Here is a 19,522-nt window from a genome sequence, read left to right on the forward strand (position 1 = left end):
TCGAGGATCCTCCACTGCCCGGCGATCTCTCTCCCGGCGCTTTTGATCATGGAATCGTATTCGAACAGCGACCCACCTTGATCATGCGCGGCGCCTGAGCGGAGCGCGGGCTCCGCGCGACGAAGGCGCACGCGTGCGACGCGGCCTCCGCGACGTGCCCTCCGGCCACGAGGGCGTCGACGCGGAGGACGTCGCGCTCGATGGCGAAGCTGCCCCCTGGAAAGCGCGCCGCGTGCTCGGCGGTGAGGCGAAGGGCGAGCGGAACGTCTCCACGCTGGAGGGCCGCTCGTGCGGCGTCGATGAGCCGTAGCTCGTCCGACAGGACGAAGGTGGGGGCCGCGGGGGGCGGCGCGACCTGCTCACCGCGGGGTTCTCGTGGAAGGGGGTCGACGGCGGGGACGGCCGTCGCCGCAGGAACGGATGCGGGGACCTGGCGCGCGAACCCGATCCCCTGGGGCGCGGGCGCCACGTTCGTGGTCGACGCCGCTGCGCGCGGGGCGGGCTCCGCGGCAGGGGCGACGGCGGGCTCCGCCTTCGCAGGCAGGGCGGGCTCCTCCTGCGTGGCCTCCTGCGTGGCCTCCTGCGTGGCCTCCTGCGTGGGAGAAGCGGCCGCCGGCGCCACGCCACCGACCTCCGCCGCGCGAGGCGGGCGAACGGGGGCTGCGGACGCGACGGCGTCCGTGTGATGGGTCGCCGCCACGTACGCGCCCCCGAGCACGAGGGCGACGGACGTGACGCCGATGGACGCGACGAGCGCCGCCTTCAGGCCGAGCGCGTGAGCGGCCTGCGCCGCGATCCCCCCGCTCGCCTTGGCCGCACCGACGCCGAGCTTCGTCGTTGCGACCGCGGTCGCGGTCCCCGCCGCGGCAGCCGCGAGAGCCTTCGCGCGGAGCGAGGAAGGCGCCTTCGCCGCCCTCCCGGCGCGCAGAAGCGCGCGGTCGAAGTCGTCGTACGAGCCGCTCACCGCCGCCTCCCGCCGCTCACCGGCAGACCCCTCTTCAGTTGCTCCGTCGCTCGCTTCCACGCTTCACGGGCGCGGCGGAGTCGCGACGCCACGGTCCCTGGCGGCAAGTCCAGCAGATGGGCGATGTCCGCCATCGTCTCTTCTTCGATCTCATGGAGCACGAACACCGCGCGAAGCCCGTCGTCCAGCGCCTCGAGCGACGCGTCCAGCAGCCTGCGCGCGCGCGCCTCGTCGAGGCGGCTGTCCGGTTGCTCGCCTGCCGGCGCGGAGGGCTCTCCCGTGAGCTCTTCGTGACGTGCTCGCCGGGTTCGCTCGCGGCGGACCATGTGAACCGCGACCGAGACGAGGTACGAGCGCTCTTTGCCGGGAAGGATCGCGTCGAGGCGCGACGCCGCCACCACGAACGCTTCCTGCGCAATGTCCTCGGCCGCCGCCTCGCCCACGCCCATCCGGCACGCGAATCTCCACAGGAACTCGAGGTGCGACGCGAGCTCTTCGAGGCGCGCCTCGCGAGCGACGTCGGTGGTGGACTCACCGGGGGAACGCGCCTGCGCGTCGACGAGTCCGCCCAGAGGGCGAGCCAGGCGGATGGCGGTGGAACCGGGGGCGTCGTCGGTGGTGGTGATCACGAGGGGCTCGTCCCAGGCGATCCACGAGGTCCCCGTTTTGATCACGGAAAGAGCACCCCGACGGAAAGCGCAGCGTCAAGCCGCACGGCGGGAGCCTGATAGGCCGTCCCGCCGTGCACGTAGTAGAACTCGTCCCGAAGGAGGGGCAGCGCGGCCCCGACCTGCCATTCCACGAAGGACCATGCGCCGAGCAGCGCGCGCATCCGTGCGCCGGCGCCAGCCTCGATCCACGGGCGCCATCGGCTGTCGACCTTCGGCGCTCCCTCCCCCGAGGCGAGCAACGCGCCCACATCGAGCATGATGTAAGCACTCACGAAGACGTGATCGCCGAGGGATGCGCCGAGCGGCGCCAGCGAGGCACGAACGGTGAGCCAGGTGAGGTTCACCGCCGCTCCTCCTCCGAAGACGGTGCGCGGCAACGTGGCCCCCATGCCGAGCTCGGCCCATGGCAAGAACAGCCGACCCGATGCGAACCCGCCCGAGAGCCGCGCTCCTGCCGGCCCTTCGTGGAGCGGCGTGGCGACGAGGCCGAGCGCCGTATACAGCTTCGTCGCGGGTGTGGTCTCGCGAGCCGTGGTTCGCGACGATCTCGCCGGCGGCGCTGTGGAGGTTGCGCTGAGCTCGCGGGCTGTGTCTTGCGACGGTCTGGCCGGCGGCGTCAGGGAGGGTGGCTCGGCGCGGGGAGCTTCGACCGGGGCCAGCTCGTCCTCGCCGGCCATCGTGACGACCAGCCCGAGCGCAGAGACGGCTTCTGCGCAGGAGTCTGCCACGATCGTGCGCGCTTCGATGGCGCCGTGCGCGCCTTCTCCCGTGATCACGAGCGTCACCGCGCTCGGCGGCTCCGCTTCGCGCACATGGACCCGGAGCCGTACCGGGGAGTCGGCGTCCACGTGCCCTCCGCGCAGCGCGGCCGCCGCCCGCACCGCGTCGAGCGTCACGCAGCGCTGCTCATCGAGCTCCACCGCGGCCCCCACGTTCGCGGCGTGGGCGGCCTCCGCTCGTACCAGGACGAGCCATCCCACGACTGCGATCGCGCCCTGGCGGACGGCATTGCGGAGCGCGCGCACCCGACGAGGATCGCTCGGCGGGGCGGAGACTTTCTGAGGTCGAGGTGCCACGCGCCCGGAGGATAAGACGAACAACACCGCTCTTGCAGCATCGGGCGTTCGGACGGCCTCTCGATGTTCGTGTTCTCACCCGCGAACGAGGCAAGCGCGCGCCATCGCGCAGCTGGTTCAACGGTCCGGAACCTGACGACGATCCGAACAACGACCCGCCGGTGAATAAGGCCTTGTCTTGCACGGGTTGTCACTCGCATTGACGAGCCGCTGACAAGCGGCTCCGACGCCAGCGGCGGACGCGCGGGTGCCCGGGCGGGCGGGGCTTGGCGGCCGACCGAGGTGCGGCGGATGGAACAGGAACACGATCTCGCCGGTGGCCGCGACGCTTGACGACGGGGGGCCGGTCTCGATGTTGCGCGCATGGGGCGACCATCCACCGGGCGACGTCCGCAGTTCCCTTCCACCGTGCCACGACCGGTCCGGGCGCGCGCCGGGCGCACACCGACGGAGCGGACCCCGCTGGCGATGCGGACCTTCGGCGTCGGCGTCGACGAGCCGACGAGGGCGCACGTGCGCCAGACCCTCGGGGCGAAGCTCGGGCGGTTCGCGCGCGACATCGAGCGGCTCACGGTGCGCTTCACGGACGTGAACGGGCCACGCGGCGGCGTCGACGTCGCGTGCGACGTGAAGGTCGTCCTGAGCGGGCACCCGAGCGTCGTCTACCAGATGCGAGGTCGAGAGCCGCGCGAGACGATCGACAGGGCCGTCCCGGGGATCGTACGGGCCGTGCAGAGCGCCCTCGAGCGCGCGCCGCGCGCCGCGTCGCGCGCGCCGGCGCGCGGCCCGAAGCCCACGGCGCGAGCGGCGAAGCGCAGCGCGGCGGCTCCGGCGCGGCGCAATCATCCATCACCCGAGGGCAGCTTCATCGGGCGGCGCGTGGGGCGCAGCGAGGAGAACCTCGAGCGCGCGCTGGAGCGGCCCGAGAAGTCGCGGCGTGACGTTCCCGTCGACACGGCCGCTCCGGGGCAGAGCGCGACCGACCGGAAGGCGGGCGGCGGCTCGACGGCGCGGCGCAACACGATGCGGAGGACACGGAAGGCCACCGCGACGCTCGAAGACTCGGCGCAGGACCGCCCGTCGCGCAAGTCGACGCGCAAGAGCGCCAATCGCGCGAAGCAGGGCTCGAAGCTCCAGCGGCGCGCGGTCCGGCAGGCGACCAGCCCGAGCACCAGGGCCGCGAAGGCCACCGCCCGCTGATCACGCGGTGCGCTGCTGGCCGCCCTCGGCCGTGAAGCCTCCCGCGAGCGCCAGGCACAATGTTCTCGCCGGCGCGCTGGCACGGGCGATGCTCGAGGCGGACGCGGTCCCGGCCACCTGGTCCTCGCGCGGCGGGTGACCGACGGGACACGCGTGCTCCACGAACCAGAGAGGTCTCCCATGGTTGCTCCGCTCGGAGAGTCCACGAGGTCGCTTCGCTTTGCGCAGGTCGACTTTCACACCGTGCGCGAGAACCGCGGTTGGTTCCTCGCGATCGGCGTGGCCACGATGGTGCTCGGGGTGCTCGCGTTCGTCATGCCGTTCGTCGCCTCCCGGGTCACCGCCATCGCCCTCGGCTGGTTGATCGTGCTCGCCGGCGTGGCCGAGGGCTGTCACGCCATCCAGAGCCGCGGCTGGGCCGGCGCCCGCTGGGAGCTCGTGAGCGCCCTGGTGCAGGTGGCGTTCGGGCTCCTCCTTGTGGTCGCCCCGATGACCGGCAAGCTCGCGCTGATGGTGATCGCCGCGGCGTACTTCATCTCCGAGGGCGCGCTCAAGCTCATCCGCGCCTATCAGCACCGCGGGCTGCGGGGCTCGGGATGGCTCGTGTTCGACGGCATCCTCGCGTTTGGGCTCGGGATGCTGATCATCACCGGAGGCGTCACCACGGCCGTGCGGGTGCTCGGCTTGCTCGTCGGGATCAGCCTCCTGACCGGCGGTATGTCGATGATCCTGATCGCGCTGGGCGGCGCTCGCGTGCTCGACACGCGAGCGTGAAGAGGCGACCTCCGCGCCGCGCAGAAGGGCACACCCCTTGCTCGGGGCAAGGAGCGCGGGGAGCGCGAAGGGCAGGTTGGCAAACCGGACACACTCTTTGATCATGTCGCGTCATGTCGCAAGCAAGGAAGCTCATCCAGGATCTCGCGGCAGGACGCTACGACGCCCGCCTGCGAGGAACACGGAAGGTGTGCGCCGTGCAGCTCAGCGAGGACGAGCGCGTCGTCGTGGAGATCGCCGACGGGTCCTTCGGAATCGCGCCCGAAGGCGCGATCGAGGACTGCCAGCTCTCCTGCTCGCTCGACGATTTCCTGCGGATCTTTCGCGGTGAACAGAACCTGATCACGGCGATCATGCAGGGCCGCGTCGGCGTGCGAGGAGACCTGGGCGTCGCCCAGATGTTTCAGAGCGTCTTCTCCCCGGGAGATCAACAGGCTCCGGAAGCGACGCGCTGAGCCACCGTCATCGGAGGGGGCCCATGGAACGGCAAGTGAGCATTCTGGACGGCGGCACGTTCGTCGTCAGCGATCTGCGCGGCAACATCGAGCACTCCGTCAGCCGGCCGCTCGGCCTCTTTCACCTCGATACGCGCTTTCTCTCCGAATGGATCCTGACGATCGACGGCGTCGTCCCGGCCGCGCTGTCCACCGACGACGTGCAGTACTTCCAGGCCCAGTTCTTCCTCGTCCCGAGGCCCGCCGCGATGTACGTCGAATCGACCCTCTCGATCGTCCGGAGCCGGTTCGTGGGCGACGGCTTCCACGAGGACCTCCTGCTCATGAACCACGGCAAGCTCCCCGTCGAGCTCGAGGTCCGCATCCAGGCCGGCGCCGATTTCGCCGACCTGTTCGAGGTCAAGGACATGCTCCCGAAGAAAGGGGAGCGCTATCACCGCATCGAGGACAATCGGCTCGTCCTCGGCTATCGACGCGAGCGCTTCGTGCGCGAGACGTGGATCTCCGCCTCGCAGCCCGCGCAGATCGATCCGAGCGGCTTGACCTTTCGGGCGAGCATCGCGCCGCACGGCCGCTGGAGCACGTGCCTCGACGTCGTGGCGGCGATCGACGGCCTCGAGGAGCGGCACACCCGGGTGAAGTACGCCCACGGCGAGAGCCACGCGCGCCCGAACATCGGCATCAGCCTCGAGAGCTGGATCGACCACGCGCCGCGGCTCCTCACCGCGAACGAGACGCTCGCCCGGACGTACGAGCGGAGCCTCATCGACCTGGCCGCGCTGCGCTTCTTCTCCAAGCTGATGCCGGACGCCGCCATTCCGGCCGCCGGTCTACCGTGGTTCATGGCGGCCTTCGGCCGCGACAGCATCATCACGAGCCTGCAAGCGCTGCCGTTCGTCCCCGAGCTCTCGCGCTCCACGCTCCGCTACCTCGCGCGCCGCCAGGGCAGCCGCCGGGACGACTTCCGCGACGAGGAGCCGGGAAAGATCCTCCACGAGGTTCGCTGGGGCGAGCTGACCGCCTTCGAGGAGCGGCCGCACTCCCCCTACTTCGGCTCTGCCGACGCGACGCCGCTCTTCCTGATCCTGCTGGACGAGTACGAGCGCTGGACCGGCGACGCGGAGCTCGTCCTGTCGATGGAGCACACCGCGCGCGCCGCGCTTCGATGGATCGATGAGTGGGGGGACCGCGACGGGGACGGCTATGTCGAGTACGACACGCGCAACCCCGAGACCGGCCTGGAGAACCAGTGCTGGAAAGACTCGTGGGACTCGATCGTCTTTCATGACGGATCGCTCGCGCGGCGGCCTCTCGCGTGCTGCGAGATCCAGGGCTACGTCTACGACGCGAAGGTGCGCGGCGCCCGGCTCGCGCGCGAGTTCTGGCGGGACCCCGAGCTTTCGGCGCGCCTCGAGCGAGACGCGGCCGAGCTGAAGCGTCGATTCAATCAGGACTTCTGGCTCGACGATCGCGGGTTCTTCGCGCTCGCGCTGGACGGCCAGAAGCGCCGGGTCGACTCCTTGACCTCGAACATCGGTCACTTGCTCTGGAGCGGTATCGTCGAGACATCCAAGGCCGAACGCGTGGTGGAGCACCTCCTCGGACCGCATCTGTTCAGCGGCTGGGGGGTGCGCACCATGGCCGACGACGAGGGCGGGTACAACCCCATCGGATATCACGTGGGTACGGTCTGGCCGCACGAGAACTCGCTGATCGCGCTCGGGCTCCGGCGTTACGGCTTCAGCGTGGAGGCCGGGCGCGTCGCGACGGGCAACCTGGCCGCGGCGCCCTTCTTCCACTACCGCTTGCCGGAGGCGTTCGCCGGGTATCCACGAGAGCTCACCAGCTTCCCTGTCGAGTATCCGACCGCGTGCAGCCCCCAGGCCTGGGCCACCGCGGCTCCCTTGCTCTTTCTGCGCGTCGTGCTCGGGCTGGAGCCGATGGGCAATCGCCTGTTCGTCGATCCGGCGGTCCCCGCCGAGTTCGGAGAGATCCGGCTGCTCGACATCCCCGGGCGCTGGGGCAGGTGCGACGCCTTCGGTCGAGCGCGCCCTGAGTCGGGGCTCCGCGCGGCGTGAGTCGCCATGGCGGCGGCCAGCTCGTGGCCGTCGCCATGGATTCGCGGGATCCGCGCAGGCAGCGTCAGGCCGCGCTGCGCGCCGCGGGGGGGCGCTCCGGCGGCGCCATGAACTCGGGACCCACCGGGTCACGCACGGCGCCGGTGAGCACGGCGTCGATGTGGGCGCGGGCTTCGTCGTCGAGGCTCCATCCCATCACCTCGTTGATCGGCGTGAGCTCCTCCGGCCGTCGAGCCCCCCAGAGAGCCACCGAGACACCCGGGTGGTCGAGCACCCAGCGCACCGCGAGCGCGAGCACGCCCCGAGCGTAGCGGCCGCGCGCGAACCGATCGAGGCCCCTCACCGCGTCGAGGTACTGCGCGAAGCGTGGAGGTTGAAACTTCGGATCGGTCTTCCTGAGGTCGTCCCCCTTGAACTCGGTCTTCTCGTCGATCGCGCCGCTCAGGAGCCCGCGGCAGAGCGCGCCGTAGGTGAGCGTGGCGACCCCGTTGTCGCGACACCAAGGCAGGATGTCCCCCTCCGCCTGCCTCTCGAAGAGGTTCAGCGGCGGCTGCGCCGACGCGATCGGCGCGACAGCGCGGAACCGCTGCATGGCGTCGATCGAGTAATTGGAGACGCCGATCGCGCGGATCTTGCCTTGACGCTGGAGATCGAGGAGGGCCTGGGCCGTCTCTTCGTAGGGCGTCTGTGGATCCGGCCAGTGAACCTGATAGAGATCGATGTAGTCGGTGCGCAGACGCACGAGCGAGAGCTCGACCTCCTCCAGGAGCTGCTTGCGCGTCCCGTTCCGGAAGAGCGCGTTGCCGCGTCGCTCGAGGCCCCCTTTGGTCGCGAGGACCACCCGCTCGCGCTGGCCCCGCTCGGCGATGGCCCGTCCGACGACCTCCTCGGAGTGCCCGAACCCGTAGGCCGGCGCGGTGTCGATCAGGTTGATCCCGAGGTCGAGCGCCGCGTGGATCGTGCGGACCGACGCGTCGTCGTCGGCGCCGCCCCATTGATACCCGCCCATGGCCCAGGTCCCGAGGCCGACCCGGCTCGCGGGGATCGGCACGTCACGAATGTTCGTTTGCTCCATGGTGCTCCTTCTCCGTTTCTTCCGATCGCCGCCGGCGCAAGACGACCCGCGCGGGAGCCCCGTCGAGCCCCTCCAGGCGTATCGGCAGGGCGACGAGGTCGTACGAGCCGGGCTCGACGCGCGATAGGTCCAGCCCTTCGATGATAACGACGCCCGCCGCGAGCAGGACCCGGTGCGTCTCGGCCCCGCCATCCATGCCTCCGATCGACAGGTAGTCGATCCCCAGGGCCCAGACGCCGCGCTCGACCAGGTGATGGGCCGCCTCCGGGGACAGGTACGTGTAGTCGGAGCGAAACCGCTCTTCGCTCCAGCGCCGGGAGTTCTTCGTCTTGAAGAGGAGTCGATCGCCGGGGTGGATCTCGACGGGCTCGAGGTGGGCCGGCTGGATGCTATCGATCTCTCCGAGGTCGAGGACGCGCGCGAGGCCGATCAGCCGGTCGAGCGGGACGCGATCGATCCCCGCGGCGCGGACAATGAAATGAACCGGAGCATCCACGTGCGTGCCGGTGTGCACGCCGAGCGAGAGGCGTGAGACGGTCGCGGGATCGCCGCGCTCGAGGTGCTCCGTCTGGACGATCTCTACCGGAGGATTGCCCGGCCAGTGCACCATGCCGTCACGGATTGGCACGCTCACGTCGACCCACGGCTCCTGGGCCTGGTTCGGGGCTGATTGTCGCATGGACGCGTCCCTCCACCCCATCCCCAATGCATCCGCCGTACCCGCCGGCGCCGGCGAGGCGGCGGCCTCAAGCGGCCATGAGGTTCACGGGCGACATCGGCTCCTGTCCGGACAGGACGCGAACGACCTCGCTCGCCGCGAATCGTCGGACGAACTCGATCGACTCTTCCGAGTAATAGGCAGCGTGGGGAGAGATGACGACGTTCTCGAGCGAGAAGAGCGGGCTCGTCGGCCTCCAGTCCCGGCGCTTCGCCGGCTCCTCGGCGAGGTCGTCGAGCCCGGCCCCCGCGATCCACCCCTCCTCGAGCGCCCGGTACAGAGCGCCGTCGTCGATGATCGGACCACGGGCGGTGTTGACGAGGATCGCTGTCGGCTTCATGCGCCGGAGCTCGCGTTCCCCGAAGAGACCACGGGTCCCCTGGGTCAGCGGCGCCTGGAGGACGAGGTAGTCGGAGCGCTCCAGGAGCTCGTCGAAGGACACGGGATCAGCGCCGGCGGCGCGGATCTCGCCCGCGTCGAGAAAGGGGTCGTGCGCCGTGATGTGCACACCGAAGCTCGCCATCCTCGCGGCGACGTTTCGGGCGATCGCGCCGAACGACAGGAGCCCCAGGGTCGCGCCCCGCATCCGGTGGATCGGCCGGCCATCCTGCCAGGACCAGGATCCGCCGCGCGTGGCGCGATCGTACGCGGGCAGCTTGCGGGCGAGCGTGAGCAAGAGCGCCACGGCGTGGTCGGCGACCTCGTCGGCGCACCAGTCGTTCGGCGCGTTGGTGACGCGGATCCCACGGCGGGTCGCCGCCGCGACGTCGACGGTGTCGACGCCGGTGCCGTACCGAGCGATGACCTGACAGCGCCGGAGCCCCGAGATGGCTTGCCCCTTGACCTCGGCGTACTGCGTGAGCACGCCGACGGCGTCGCGCGCGACGGCCACGACGTCCTCCTCGGTCTTGCACTGCGCGGCGACCAGCTCGAAGCCGGCCGGCTCCACGAGAGAGCGCTCGATGTCGACGTCGCCGAAATCGTAGTCCAGCACGACGACCTGCCCCGTCCGTTCCATGCTCATGGTCCTTACCTCCGTTCCCGTGCCGTTCAGTGCGAGTGGCGAGGCAGCCCGCGAAGCTGAACGAGGTGTTGGTACCGAACGGCCGGCTCGAAGCACGCGCCCGTGGACAGGGGGCCGACCGCGTTCCGGTAGATCTCCTGCCATGGCGTCTGGCTCTCGAGCTCCGGCAGCTTCAGGGACCTGCGGCGCTGCTCGATCTCGTCGTCGGAGAGCAACACGTCCACGCGACGCCGGCGCAGATCGACCCGGATGCGATCCCCCGTCCGGAGCAGCGCGAGGCCGCCGCCCACCGCGGACTCGGGCGACGCGTTCAGGATCGAGGGGCTGTCCGAGGTGCCGCTCTGGCGGCCATCGCCGAGCGTCGGCAGGGATATCCCCGCTCGCACCAGCGCGTCGGGCGGATCCATGTTCACGACCTCCGCGGAGCCCGGATAGGCGATGGGCCCCGTGTTGCGCATGACGAGGATGCAGCGCTCGTCGATCCCGAGCGACGGATCGTTGATGCGAGCATGGTAATCCTCCGGCCCCTCGAAGACGATGGCCCGCGCCACGAAGACATCGGGATTCGCGGGGTCCGACAGGTAGCGGTCGCGGAAGATCTCTCCGATGACGCTGCTCTTCATGACGGCCGAGTCGAAGAGGTTCCCGCTCATGACGAGCAGGCCGGCGGCGCGGAGCAGAGGATCTTCGTACGACCGGATCACGTCGCGGTTGGCGACGGCGGCGCTCGCCACGTTCTCCCCCACGGTTCGTCCGGACACGGTGAGCGCATCCCCGTGGAGACGGCCCGCGCGGAGCAGCTCGTTCATGACGGCGGGCGCCCCTCCCGCGCGATAGAAATCCTCTCCCAGGAAGCGCCCGGCGGGCTGGCAGTCGACGAGCAAATGGACGTCTTGCCCGACCCTCTGCCAATCGTCGTTCGTCAAGTCGACCCCGACGTGGCGCGCGATGGCGTTCATGTGAATGGGGCAGTTGGTCGACGCGCCGATCGCCGAGGCGACCGCGATCGCGTTCTCGAACGCCGCCTTGGTCATGATCGCGCTCGGCGTCAGGTCCTCGTGCACCATCTCCACGATCCGGCGCCCGGTCGCGTAGGCCATCTGCGCCCGCTCCCGGTAGGGCGCCGGGATCGCCGCGCATCCGGGCAGCGACATCCCGACGGCCTCGGCGAGGACGTTCATCGACAGGGCCGTTCCCATCGTGTTGCAGTGTCCCACGCTGGGCGCCGCCGCGGCGACCATGTCCATGAACTCCCTGTAGTCGATGCTGCCGGCCGCGAGGAGCCGGCGAGCCTCCCAGATTACGAGCCCCGAGCCGGCGAGCCTCCCGCGGTAATATCCGTTCAACATCGGCCCGCCCGAGAGCACGATCGCGGGCAGGTCGACCGTCGCCGCCGCCATCAGGCAGGACGGCGTTGTCTTGTCGCAGCCGGTCGTGAGGACGACGCCGTCGAGCGGGTATCCGTGGAGCACCTCCACCAACCCGAGGTACGCGAGGTTCCGGTCGAGGGCCGCGGTGGGCCTCTTGCCTGTCTCCTGGAGGGGGTGCGCCGGGAATTCCAGCGGGATCCCGCCGGCGTCACGCACGCCCTCCTTGACCCGGACGGCGAGGCTCAGATGATGGCGATTGCATGGCACGAGGTCGCTCCCCGTCTGGGCGATCCCGATGACGGGGCGGCCGGACTGGAGCTCTTCACGGGTCAGCCCGAAGTTCAGGTAGCGCTCGAGGTACAGCGCCGTCATCTCCGGATTGGTCGCGTCGTCCCACCACGCCTGGCTCCTCAGCTTTCGCTTCTGGTTCATCGCTGTCCTTCCCGGCTCCCGGTTCCTGGGCGAGGGGGCGCCACGGCCTACCCGGCAGCCCGAAGCCCTTCATCGCGCGCCGCCGTTCCGGCCTCCGCGATGTGGATCACCGTCTTCGCTCCACCACCCCCTGCGCGCAGCCAGGCCGGCGCCTCGTCGAGCGAGATCCGCCGCGCGATCACCCGGCGCGCGGCGTCAGGAAACAGGATCAGGAACTGCTCGAGCATCCGGACGGCTGCCTCGTAGGACTTGCGGCCGGCGTTCACGGTCCCGAACATCAGCTGGTTCTGGAGGACGAAATCGCGCATCAGACCGGATGTGTCGAAATCCATCGCGGGCCCCGGCGCAGGGATGCCGGTGAGGATGAACGCGCCGTTCGCCGCCAGCGCGGGGAGGGTCTTGAACGCGAACGCCGGCACGCCGACCGCTTCGACGATCACGTCGAACCGCCCGTGGCGCCTCACAAGCCCCGCGACGTCGGTGGACTCGCTCGATACGTAGTCGGCGCCGATGCTGCGCACGAAGAGCGCTTGATGGCCGTCCGCCGGCTCCCTCGAATACACGACCGTTCGATACCCGTTCGCGACCAGCCCCATCGCCGTGAGCACGCCGATCGGTCCGGCGCCGAGGACCAGGCCCCGCGGTGCGTCGTCCTCCCAGGGCAGGCGCGTCAGGGCGGCGTCCAGCTGGGCGAACGCTTTGGCCACGACGCTCAGCGGCTCGACGAGGACGCCGAGCTCGCCGACCCCCGGAGGGACGGGGACGAGGTAGCGCTCCTCCTCGACGAAGAGCTCGGTCATGAAGCCGCCCGCCCCGGAGATCCCGCGCTCGATGAACTCGCCCGTCGCGCAGAAGTCCTGGTGCCCGACGCGGCAGGCCGGGCACTCGATCCTCGTGCAGGGCCGGCGCACCGTCGGCACCACGAGATCTCCGGGACGAAGGCGAATCATGCCCTCACCCGTCTGCACGACCTCGGCGAGCGCCTCGTGTCCCAGCACGAGCCGGTCCGTCCCTGCCGGGGCGGACCCGTACGTGAACGCGGCGATCTCTCGGTCGGTCCCGCACAGTCCGACCGCGAGGGTGCGGAGCAGCGCGTGCCCGTTCGCCAGCCGCCGAGCCTCCGGTCGGTCTTCCTCCTCGACGAGACACACAACCCTCTCGGCCATCAAGGCAGCGACCGACTTCACACGTCCCCTCTTCCTGCGAGCACCTGCTCGCTCGTCGTCGTGCGTGCCAGGCAGGGCACGCCGGCGCCGGGTCCCATGGGTCGTTCGTCCGGGGGCGGCAAGCCCGTGGCGAGCACTCGCCGGGGACCTACCGCTCGAGAGAAGGCGGCCGCGTCCCGGCGGGCGCGGGGGCGGTGAGCTCTCCCGTGTGATCGCGTTTGACCGGATTCGACCTGACTCGGCTGGCCGCTTGCTGCCGGCTCTCCACGAGATGCATTATTGGACGGGCAGCAACGGGGCCACGCCGCGGTTCTTCACGAGCACGACAAGGAACTTCGCGGGCTTCTTGGTGCTCGCGTTCCGGCCGACGGTGTGGATGTCGTTGGGCCCCTCGTAGAAGGTCTGGCCCGGGGTGAGCGTCACCTCCTTGCCGCCTTTCACGCCCATCACGATCGAGCCCTCGAGGACGTAGATGAAGCCGTGGGCGTCGTGACGGTGCACCGGATCGGCGGCGCCGGGGGGGTAGTCGACGAGGAGCATCATCAGCTCCTTGCCTGGGATGTTCGCGAGCTCCTTCGTCAGGAGCGTCGTGACGACCGGCTCGGGCGCGGCGACCGCGGGGCGGGCGAGCAGGCCCACCGCGACGGCCGCCACGGCGGCACTGCTCTTCACGAACCGCGACGTGCGAGAGGCGAAACGGAGATTCTGGAGCATGGGATCCTCGTGGTCGGTCAGGGAGACTCGTCGATCGCGAGCGCCTTCTGCGCGGCCGTGTCGGCGCGCATGCGTTCGCTGAAGCGGAGAAGCTTGAGGGCAGCGAGGAACCGACGCGGCGTGAAGATCGGCTTGAAGGCCCTGTGCATACCGGCATTGAGGAACGCTGCCCAGCGCATCACCTCGTCGCGAGCACGCGGCGTGCCGTCGCGGAGGAGCCGCGTGTCGGGGAACGATCGGCGCGTGAGCACGCGCCGCGCATGTGAAAGAGCTTCACCTGCGCCGCCAGGCACCGGAGCCGGAGAACGATCCCATCGAATCATGACGGGCTCGTCGCGCGCCCGAGCCATGAATGCGCCGCGGGGGCCCGGTGCTCCGCGCTCATGGCACATTTCCGTCAATGGTGGCGCAACCTTCGGCGCGCGTGACGGTGTGGACTCGATCCGCGCGGCTTCGCCGGGCGCCAACCCTCACCCCAGGGCGTCGCCTGAGCATATACTCGGTGGCGGAGGTTCGGTCATGCCGGTGCGTGGCACGCGGGTTTGGTATTGGGCGCCGATAACGGCGGCAGCGCTCGTCGCGGCAGGCGGTCCATTGGCTTGCGGTAGGGTGCTTCTGGACGATCCAGGCGCCGCGGGCGGCAGGGAAGGGGGAAGCTCCTCCGAGGTCGGCGGTTCCGGGGAGGCCGGGAACACGGCGTCAGGAGGAGGTGTTGGAGCGAGTGGCGCGGGCGGGACCACGGGCAACGGCTCCGGCACGGGTGGCCCGTTCGGCTCGACCGGGTCGAGCGACGGCGGCGCGGCAGCGAGCTCGGGCGGCATGGGCGGCGGGGCTCCGGAGGGAACCGGCGGGAGCGCGGGGGCGCCCGCGGAGCTGGACTGCGCCACGGCGCGGCCCATCTCGAGCTCGCTCGATCTGAAGTACCAGGTCGACGTCGACGAATTGCCGCTCATCTCGGAGGTCCAGGGGGACCTGACGCTCAGCGAAGGGGTGAACCGGCTGCACCGCCTTGGCTGTCTACGGCGCGTCACGGGCACGCTCACCGTCCGGTACACGCGTAACCTGCCCACGCTCGAGGGGCTCGAGCGGCTCGAGTCCATCGCGGCGGGGTTGACGATCGTGAACAACGATACGCTCGCGAGCATGGCGGGGCTTGAAGGCCTGAAGGTGGTGGATGGCTCATTGAACATCCATTCGAACCTCCGCCTCGCTGACCTGGGCGGACTCGAGAGTCTGACGACGGTGCGCCATGGCATCCAGATCGAGAACAACCCCGTCCTGGCGAGCCTCGCCGGGCTGCGCAACCTGACCGGCACGGGCGCGGTGGCGCTCAAATCCAACCCGGCTCTCAGGAACTTGCAGGGCCTCGACGGCGTGAGTGAGCTCGCCAACCTGCTCGTCATCGGCAACGCGAAGCTCGAGAGCCTCGAGGGGCTCTCGGCGCTCGAGACGATCTACCAAGATCTCACCATCGGGAGCAACGACGTCCTCACGTCCATCGATGGACTCTCTGCGCTCCGGGCGATCGAGCAGAATCTCACCATCTCGAACAACCGGGAGCTCACGAGCCTCGATGGACTTTCTTCGCTCGAGCGGATCCACTACGGTCTCGAGATCACGACGAACCCGAAGCTCCCCACCTGTGAAGCGGAAGAGCTCCGTGAGCGGACCGGCGTTCCACGAGCGTCCGTGATCAACAACGACGACTCGGCGACGTGCCCCTGACCCGGGGCGTGGCGCGCCGTTGCGCGCGGGGCTGCGCAACTGCGCGGGCGTTCGCTCGACGCGCCTGGTGAGCGAAGGGCACCGCCGCGCCGTCTACCTGCGCAGGGGACGTTCCTGCCGGGTCTTGCCCGTCAGCGCGCCGTCCTGCGCCACCACCGCGTCGCCCAAGCTGGCTGACCGGCATCGCTTTGAGATCTGTTTAAGGAGCGTCCCCGCACCCCGCTCCCATCGTTCCTCCGTACGGCGAAAGCGCCCGCCGAACGGAGGACCTCATGCCCCGCTCCATTGTCGCTCCTTTCCTCTATGCCGTCGCTCTCCCCGCCGCCCTTGCCGCCTGCGGCTACGTCGAGATCGCCCCGTACGGCACCTCGGGTGGCAGCTCAACGACTGCGCCCGCCTCGCGACGGGCAAGGTCGTCTGCTGGGGCAGCGATGGCTCCTCCTCGCACGCCGAGCCGGTCGAGGTGCCCGGGCTCGACGATGCGATCCAGGTGAGCGCCGGGTACTCCCGGTACTGCGCGCTCCGGCAGGGCGGCAGGGTCGTCTGCTGGCGGTTCTCCGCGGGGGCGAACCGTCGCGATCTGTCGCGTCCCCGGGGATTGGGGGAGAGCGTGACGACGCCTCGCTCGAGCCCAGGCGAGGTCTGAGGTAGGCTTCCCCGCCCATGAGCCTGCTGCTCTCGATGACCTCTTGCCCCAACTGCGGCGCGCCGCTCTCCGTCGAGCCGGGGCTGCGCAACGTCATCTGCATCTTCTGCAACACGAGTCTCTTCGTCGAGCGGCCCGCCACCGGCGCCGCCGTCGCGCAAATCAGGGCGCAGAGCGTCTCGAAGGACGACATCGAGCGCGTCAAGCAGCTGCTCGTCGACGGCAAGCGCGACGAGGCCATTGCCCACTATGCGCGGGCAGCGTCCGTGTCCAGAGACGAAGCCGAGCGGGCCGTGGAGAGCGTGTTCCTCTCGGCCTACTGGACGCTCGTCCGTCACATGCCGATCAACGGCTTCGGCTTCTTCCTCCACGCGGTCTTCGTCTTCGGGGGCGCCGGGATCGCCGCCTGGGCCGCAACACAGGCGGTCGAGTCGCCGGCGTACCTGGCGCTCGTCGCGGCGGGGGGCCTCTTCGCGATTCTACAGCTCGCGCGGTTCCTGCGGCACCTCGCCTCCACCCTGGTCGCATCGTTCGGCTCCCTCGGCCGCGGGCGCGTCCTCCGTTGCTCGGTGGTGCGGGAGTTCGTGAAACAAAATGGCTTCCTCGTCGTGGTCGTCTTCGAGGTCGTCCCCGACGACGGCAGTCCGGCCTTCGTCGACCAGGAGACCCTCCTCGCCGGCGAGGAGTCTCTTCGGAAGCTCTCGCCGGGCAACGTCGTCCGCGTGCGCTTCGATGGCGCTCGCAAGCGCGTCTTCCCGACCACCCCCGTCGCCGTGCTGGCGACGGGGGTCTGACGCGGGGCGATCGCCGAAGAGCCGCACGGGGTACGGGCGCGCCCTGCAGCACCTCGGCGTGCTGGAGAAGGCCGAGCTCGTGATCATCAAGCGGGAGGGACGCCATCGCTGGAACTACCTGAACGTGCTCCTCATCAAGCGGATCCACGACCGGTGGATCAGCCCCCACGCCACCGCCGCGGTCGATCTCCTCGAGCGGCTGAAGCGCGATCTGGAGACGTGACGCGGGAGGCCCCGCGTCACGACGGCGGGACGACGGCGGTGGCGGGCGTAACCACCACCTTCCCCCGCGCGCGACGGCTCTCCAGATAGCGGACCGCCTCCGGTACCCCGCTCAAGGGATAACGCCGATCGAGCACCGGCCTGACCGTGCCCGCTTCGATCAGCTTCGTCAGGGCGATGAGATCGGCGGCGCTCGGACGCGACGCGTGCACCTTCATCGCCTTCGACCCGGACCATCGCCCCAGGAGCGCGACCCGCAGAAACGCCCCGGTGGTTCCTCCGACGAGCACGTACGTGCCGCCATCGCGGAGCACGCGCCGGTAGTCCGAGACGGATCGGTAAGCCGCCGCGTCCACGATCAGCTCGTACTCGTGCCCGCTCCGGGTGACGTCCGCGCGCGTGTAGTCGACGACGTGATCGGCGCCCAGCGACCGCACCAGCTCGAGGTTCCTGGTGCTGCACACCCCTGTCACCTCCGCGTTCAGGGCCTTCGCGATCTGGACAGCGAACGTCCCCACCCCTCCGGAGGCGCCGTTGACGAGCACCCGCTGCCCGGCCCGAGCCCGCCCGCAGTCGCGGAGCGCCTGGAGCGCAGCCAACGCCGCCAAGGGGACGGCCGCAGCTTCCTCGAAGCTCACGTTCGACGGCTTGGGGGCCAGCGCCTGCTCCGACGTGCAGACGTATTCCGCAAAGCCTCCCCACCCGTGAGCGGACAGATCCCCGAACACCTCGTCGCCCACCCGGAACCGGGTCACGTTCTTCCCCACCGCCTCCACCCGACCGGCGATGTCGGCGCCGGGCACCCGGTGCTTCGGCGCGAAGAGCCCGAAGCCGAGAAACCGAACGAAGAACGGATCCGCCCGCATCATGTGCCAGTCGGCCGCGTTCACCGACGCGGCCTCGATCCGCACGAGCACACCGTCGTCCCTGAGCGCGGGCATGGGGATCTCCTCGAGCCGCAGGTTGTCCGCCGAACCGTATTCGTACTGAACAATCGCCTTCATCGCATTCTCCCGGGGCGAGCCCCTTCGCCGCCCGCTGCGATGGTGGTTCCGGACGCCGGACGCCGCCGCTCCACGCAGGAGCCTTTCAGCTCCCAGCGGGAGGACCGTGCCTCGAGCCGGCCCCTGGCAGCGCCTACCTCTCGTGGCGATGCTCCCCGCACGCCCCCTCGCCGTCCGCGGCAGCGAGCGTCGCCCCCAGGGCGCTCAGCCCACCGTCGACGGGGGCACGCCGAACCGCTTGCGGAACGCGGCCGCGAACTTGCTCGGGTTCTCGTACCCCACCCGCTGCGCCACCTCGGTCACGTTGCACGCCCGCTGGCGCAACAGGCGATGGGCCTCTTCCAGCCGGTGGTTCCGGAGGTACGCGAAGACCGGCGCGCCGAAGAGCGCGCGGAACCCCGCCTTGAGCTTCACCTCGTTCAGCCCGGCGTGCCGGGCGAGCTCCGGGAGCGTCGGCGGGTCCACCATGCGCGCCAGCAGGGCGTGCCGCGCCCGCTCGAGCCGCGCGACGTCGTGCTGCGAGAGGAGCGGCGACGCTGCGCTCTCGCTCTCCTCCAGCTGATCGACCATGGCCGCCATCAGCTCGAGCCCCTTGGCCTCCAGGTAGAGTTGCCGGGAGAGACCCCTGGCGTCGCAGGCCAGGATCTCGTCGAGCAGCCGGTACAGGGTCGGCGACATGGCGTGCGTCGCGCGCGGGTAACCCCCGGTGTGGGCCACGATCCGCTCGAGGGGCGCAGGCAGGACCTGCGAGCCCAGGAGCTCGCGGAGCCGCCATGCGTCGATGGTGAGGCAGAGGCTGTCCTGATCCTGACCGAGGGTCGACTCGTCCCATTCGCACACGAGCTTCAGCGGCCTCTTCACCTGGCCGATGCGGAATATCCCGCCCCCGAGGAGAAAGCCGTCTCCCTCGCTGCTCCTCACCCGCATGTGCGGTCCCCGCGACAGGACGAACTCCAGCCCCGTCGGCGCGTGGTCGATGACCATCCCCGACGCCCACGCCCACCGGTACCGGGAGGCGGAGAGGGAGATGCCGGAGCGCAGCGTGGAGGCGCTGATGAGGCCCGTGTTGCCCTGCAGGTCCCAGCGCACCTGGCGCTCGAACGGGGTGGGCGTCTCGATGGGTGCGGCGCCCTGGAGGATCCCCGCCGCGAACGTCTCGAGATCGCGCTCGCTTCCCTCGATCCTCATCGCCTCCATGCGGACGTTTTAGCACGCGCCGCGCCCGGCTGGCTGCCGGCGAGGGACCAGCTCACCCTCGGTCCTCGGGCGATGCGCTGACACGCCGCGACCGCGTGGGCGCCCGGGCGCTCACGGGGGAGCCTGCCGGTGCTGGATGGCGTGCTCGGCCGCCATCCTCTGGCGGATCGCCTTCGGGCGCCGAGGGGGCGATCTGTGCGATCGCGGACGGGCAACC

Annotated in this window: 20 protein-coding genes; 8 read left to right on the forward strand and 12 right to left on the reverse strand. The window is 70.3% G+C overall.

Going from position 1 to position 19,522, the window contains the following annotated elements; translation table 11 throughout:
* Positions 1-46: 46 nt before the first annotated feature.
* The 3 genes from WMF34_RS08000 to WMF34_RS08010 are packed head-to-tail and all read right to left on the reverse strand — an operon-like array spanning position 47 to position 2,615.
* Positions 47-964: a hypothetical protein gene (locus WMF34_RS08000; protein WP_437992908.1), complete on the reverse strand. Its 918-nt coding sequence runs from the start codon at positions 962-964 to the stop codon at positions 47-49.
* Positions 961-1,593 (reverse strand): RNA polymerase sigma factor, encoded by a 633-nt coding sequence (locus WMF34_RS08005; RefSeq protein WP_437992909.1) that lies wholly within the window; start codon positions 1,591-1,593, stop codon positions 961-963. Before WMF34_RS08005 ends, WMF34_RS08000 begins: the two co-directional genes overlap by 4 nt.
* 41 nt (positions 1,594-1,634) lie before the next feature.
* Positions 1,635-2,615, reverse strand: a complete 981-nt coding sequence (locus WMF34_RS08010) for a hypothetical protein (protein ID WP_157906525.1) — start codon at positions 2,613-2,615, stop codon at positions 1,635-1,637.
* 504 nt (positions 2,616-3,119) lie between these two features.
* On the opposite strand from WMF34_RS08010, the gene WMF34_RS08015 reads away from it, so the two are divergent.
* The 4 genes from WMF34_RS08015 (at position 3,120) to WMF34_RS08030 (ending at position 7,218) form a co-directional block, all read left to right on the forward strand.
* The gene (locus tag WMF34_RS08015; protein WP_437992910.1) at positions 3,120-3,911 is read left to right on the forward strand and encodes a hypothetical protein; all 792 of its coding nucleotides are present in this window, start codon (positions 3,120-3,122) and stop codon (positions 3,909-3,911) included.
* Positions 3,912-4,091: 180 nt separating this feature from the next.
* Entirely contained in the window at positions 4,092-4,685 is a 594-nt protein-coding gene (locus WMF34_RS08020; RefSeq protein ID WP_012234156.1) for an HdeD family acid-resistance protein, read from the forward strand.
* A 113-nt stretch (positions 4,686-4,798) separates the two neighbouring features.
* Entirely contained in the window at positions 4,799-5,140 is a 342-nt protein-coding gene (locus tag WMF34_RS08025) for an SCP2 sterol-binding domain-containing protein (protein ID WP_437992911.1), read from the forward strand.
* A 23-nt stretch (positions 5,141-5,163) separates the two neighbouring features.
* A complete protein-coding gene (locus WMF34_RS08030; RefSeq protein ID WP_012234158.1) occupies positions 5,164-7,218 on the forward strand; it encodes an amylo-alpha-1,6-glucosidase in 2,055 nt (684 codons plus the stop codon).
* 64 nt (positions 7,219-7,282) lie between these two features.
* Here WMF34_RS08030 and WMF34_RS08035 read toward each other — a convergent pair whose 3' ends face one another.
* The 7 genes from WMF34_RS08035 to WMF34_RS08065 form a co-directional block, all read right to left on the reverse strand.
* Complete coding sequence (locus tag WMF34_RS08035) at positions 7,283-8,293, reverse strand: aldo/keto reductase (RefSeq protein WP_437992912.1); 1,011 nt, start codon at positions 8,291-8,293, stop codon at positions 7,283-7,285.
* Positions 8,271-8,972 carry a cyclase family protein gene (locus WMF34_RS08040; RefSeq protein WP_437992913.1) on the reverse strand — a complete coding sequence of 234 codons (702 nt, stop codon included), beginning with the start codon at positions 8,970-8,972 and terminating at the stop codon, positions 8,271-8,273. The genes WMF34_RS08035 and WMF34_RS08040 overlap by 23 nt, the downstream gene beginning before the upstream one ends.
* Positions 8,973-9,039: 67 nt before the next feature.
* A complete protein-coding gene (locus tag WMF34_RS08045) occupies positions 9,040-10,035 on the reverse strand; it encodes a C-terminal binding protein (protein WP_437992914.1) in 996 nt (331 codons plus the stop codon).
* A 26-nt stretch (positions 10,036-10,061) separates the two neighbouring features.
* Entirely contained in the window at positions 10,062-11,837 is a 1,776-nt protein-coding gene (locus tag WMF34_RS08050; protein ID WP_012234162.1) for an IlvD/Edd family dehydratase, read from the reverse strand.
* 47 nt (positions 11,838-11,884) lie between these two features.
* On the reverse strand, positions 11,885-13,024 hold the full coding sequence (locus tag WMF34_RS08055; RefSeq protein ID WP_437992915.1) for a glucose 1-dehydrogenase: 1,140 nt from the start codon (positions 13,022-13,024) through the stop codon (positions 11,885-11,887).
* A 255-nt stretch (positions 13,025-13,279) separates the two neighbouring features.
* Positions 13,280-13,717 carry a cupin domain-containing protein gene (locus tag WMF34_RS08060; protein ID WP_437992916.1) on the reverse strand — a complete coding sequence of 146 codons (438 nt, stop codon included), beginning with the start codon at positions 13,715-13,717 and terminating at the stop codon, positions 13,280-13,282.
* 17 nt (positions 13,718-13,734) lie between these two features.
* Positions 13,735-14,010 carry a hypothetical protein gene (locus WMF34_RS08065; RefSeq protein ID WP_437992917.1) on the reverse strand — a complete coding sequence of 92 codons (276 nt, stop codon included), beginning with the start codon at positions 14,008-14,010 and terminating at the stop codon, positions 13,735-13,737.
* A 316-nt stretch (positions 14,011-14,326) separates the two neighbouring features.
* On the opposite strand from WMF34_RS08065, the gene WMF34_RS08070 reads away from it, so the two are divergent.
* From WMF34_RS08070 to WMF34_RS08085, 4 genes are all read left to right on the forward strand, one after another.
* Entirely contained in the window at positions 14,327-15,442 is a 1,116-nt protein-coding gene (locus tag WMF34_RS08070) for a hypothetical protein (protein ID WP_437992918.1), read from the forward strand.
* Positions 15,443-15,932: 490 nt separating this feature from the next.
* Positions 15,933-16,088, forward strand: a complete 156-nt coding sequence (locus WMF34_RS08075) for a hypothetical protein (RefSeq protein WP_437994624.1) — start codon at positions 15,933-15,935, stop codon at positions 16,086-16,088.
* Positions 16,089-16,105: 17 nt separating this feature from the next.
* Complete coding sequence (locus WMF34_RS08080; RefSeq protein ID WP_012234168.1) at positions 16,106-16,882, forward strand: hypothetical protein; 777 nt, start codon at positions 16,106-16,108, stop codon at positions 16,880-16,882.
* 58 nt (positions 16,883-16,940) lie between these two features.
* A complete protein-coding gene (locus tag WMF34_RS08085) occupies positions 16,941-17,105 on the forward strand; it encodes a hypothetical protein (RefSeq protein WP_012234169.1) in 165 nt (54 codons plus the stop codon).
* 16 nt (positions 17,106-17,121) lie between these two features.
* Here the strand turns inward: WMF34_RS08085 and WMF34_RS08090 are convergent, their stop codons facing one another.
* Complete coding sequence (locus WMF34_RS08090) at positions 17,122-18,108, reverse strand: NAD(P)-dependent alcohol dehydrogenase (protein WP_437992919.1); 987 nt, start codon at positions 18,106-18,108, stop codon at positions 17,122-17,124.
* A 204-nt stretch (positions 18,109-18,312) separates the two neighbouring features.
* A complete protein-coding gene (locus WMF34_RS08095; protein ID WP_049876201.1) occupies positions 18,313-19,296 on the reverse strand; it encodes a helix-turn-helix domain-containing protein in 984 nt (327 codons plus the stop codon).
* Positions 19,297-19,522 lie beyond the last annotated feature (226 nt).

Source organism: Sorangium sp. So ce145 (assembly GCF_051525985.1).
Classification (GTDB): Bacteria; Myxococcota_A; Polyangia; order Polyangiales; family Polyangiaceae; genus Sorangium; species Sorangium cellulosum_B.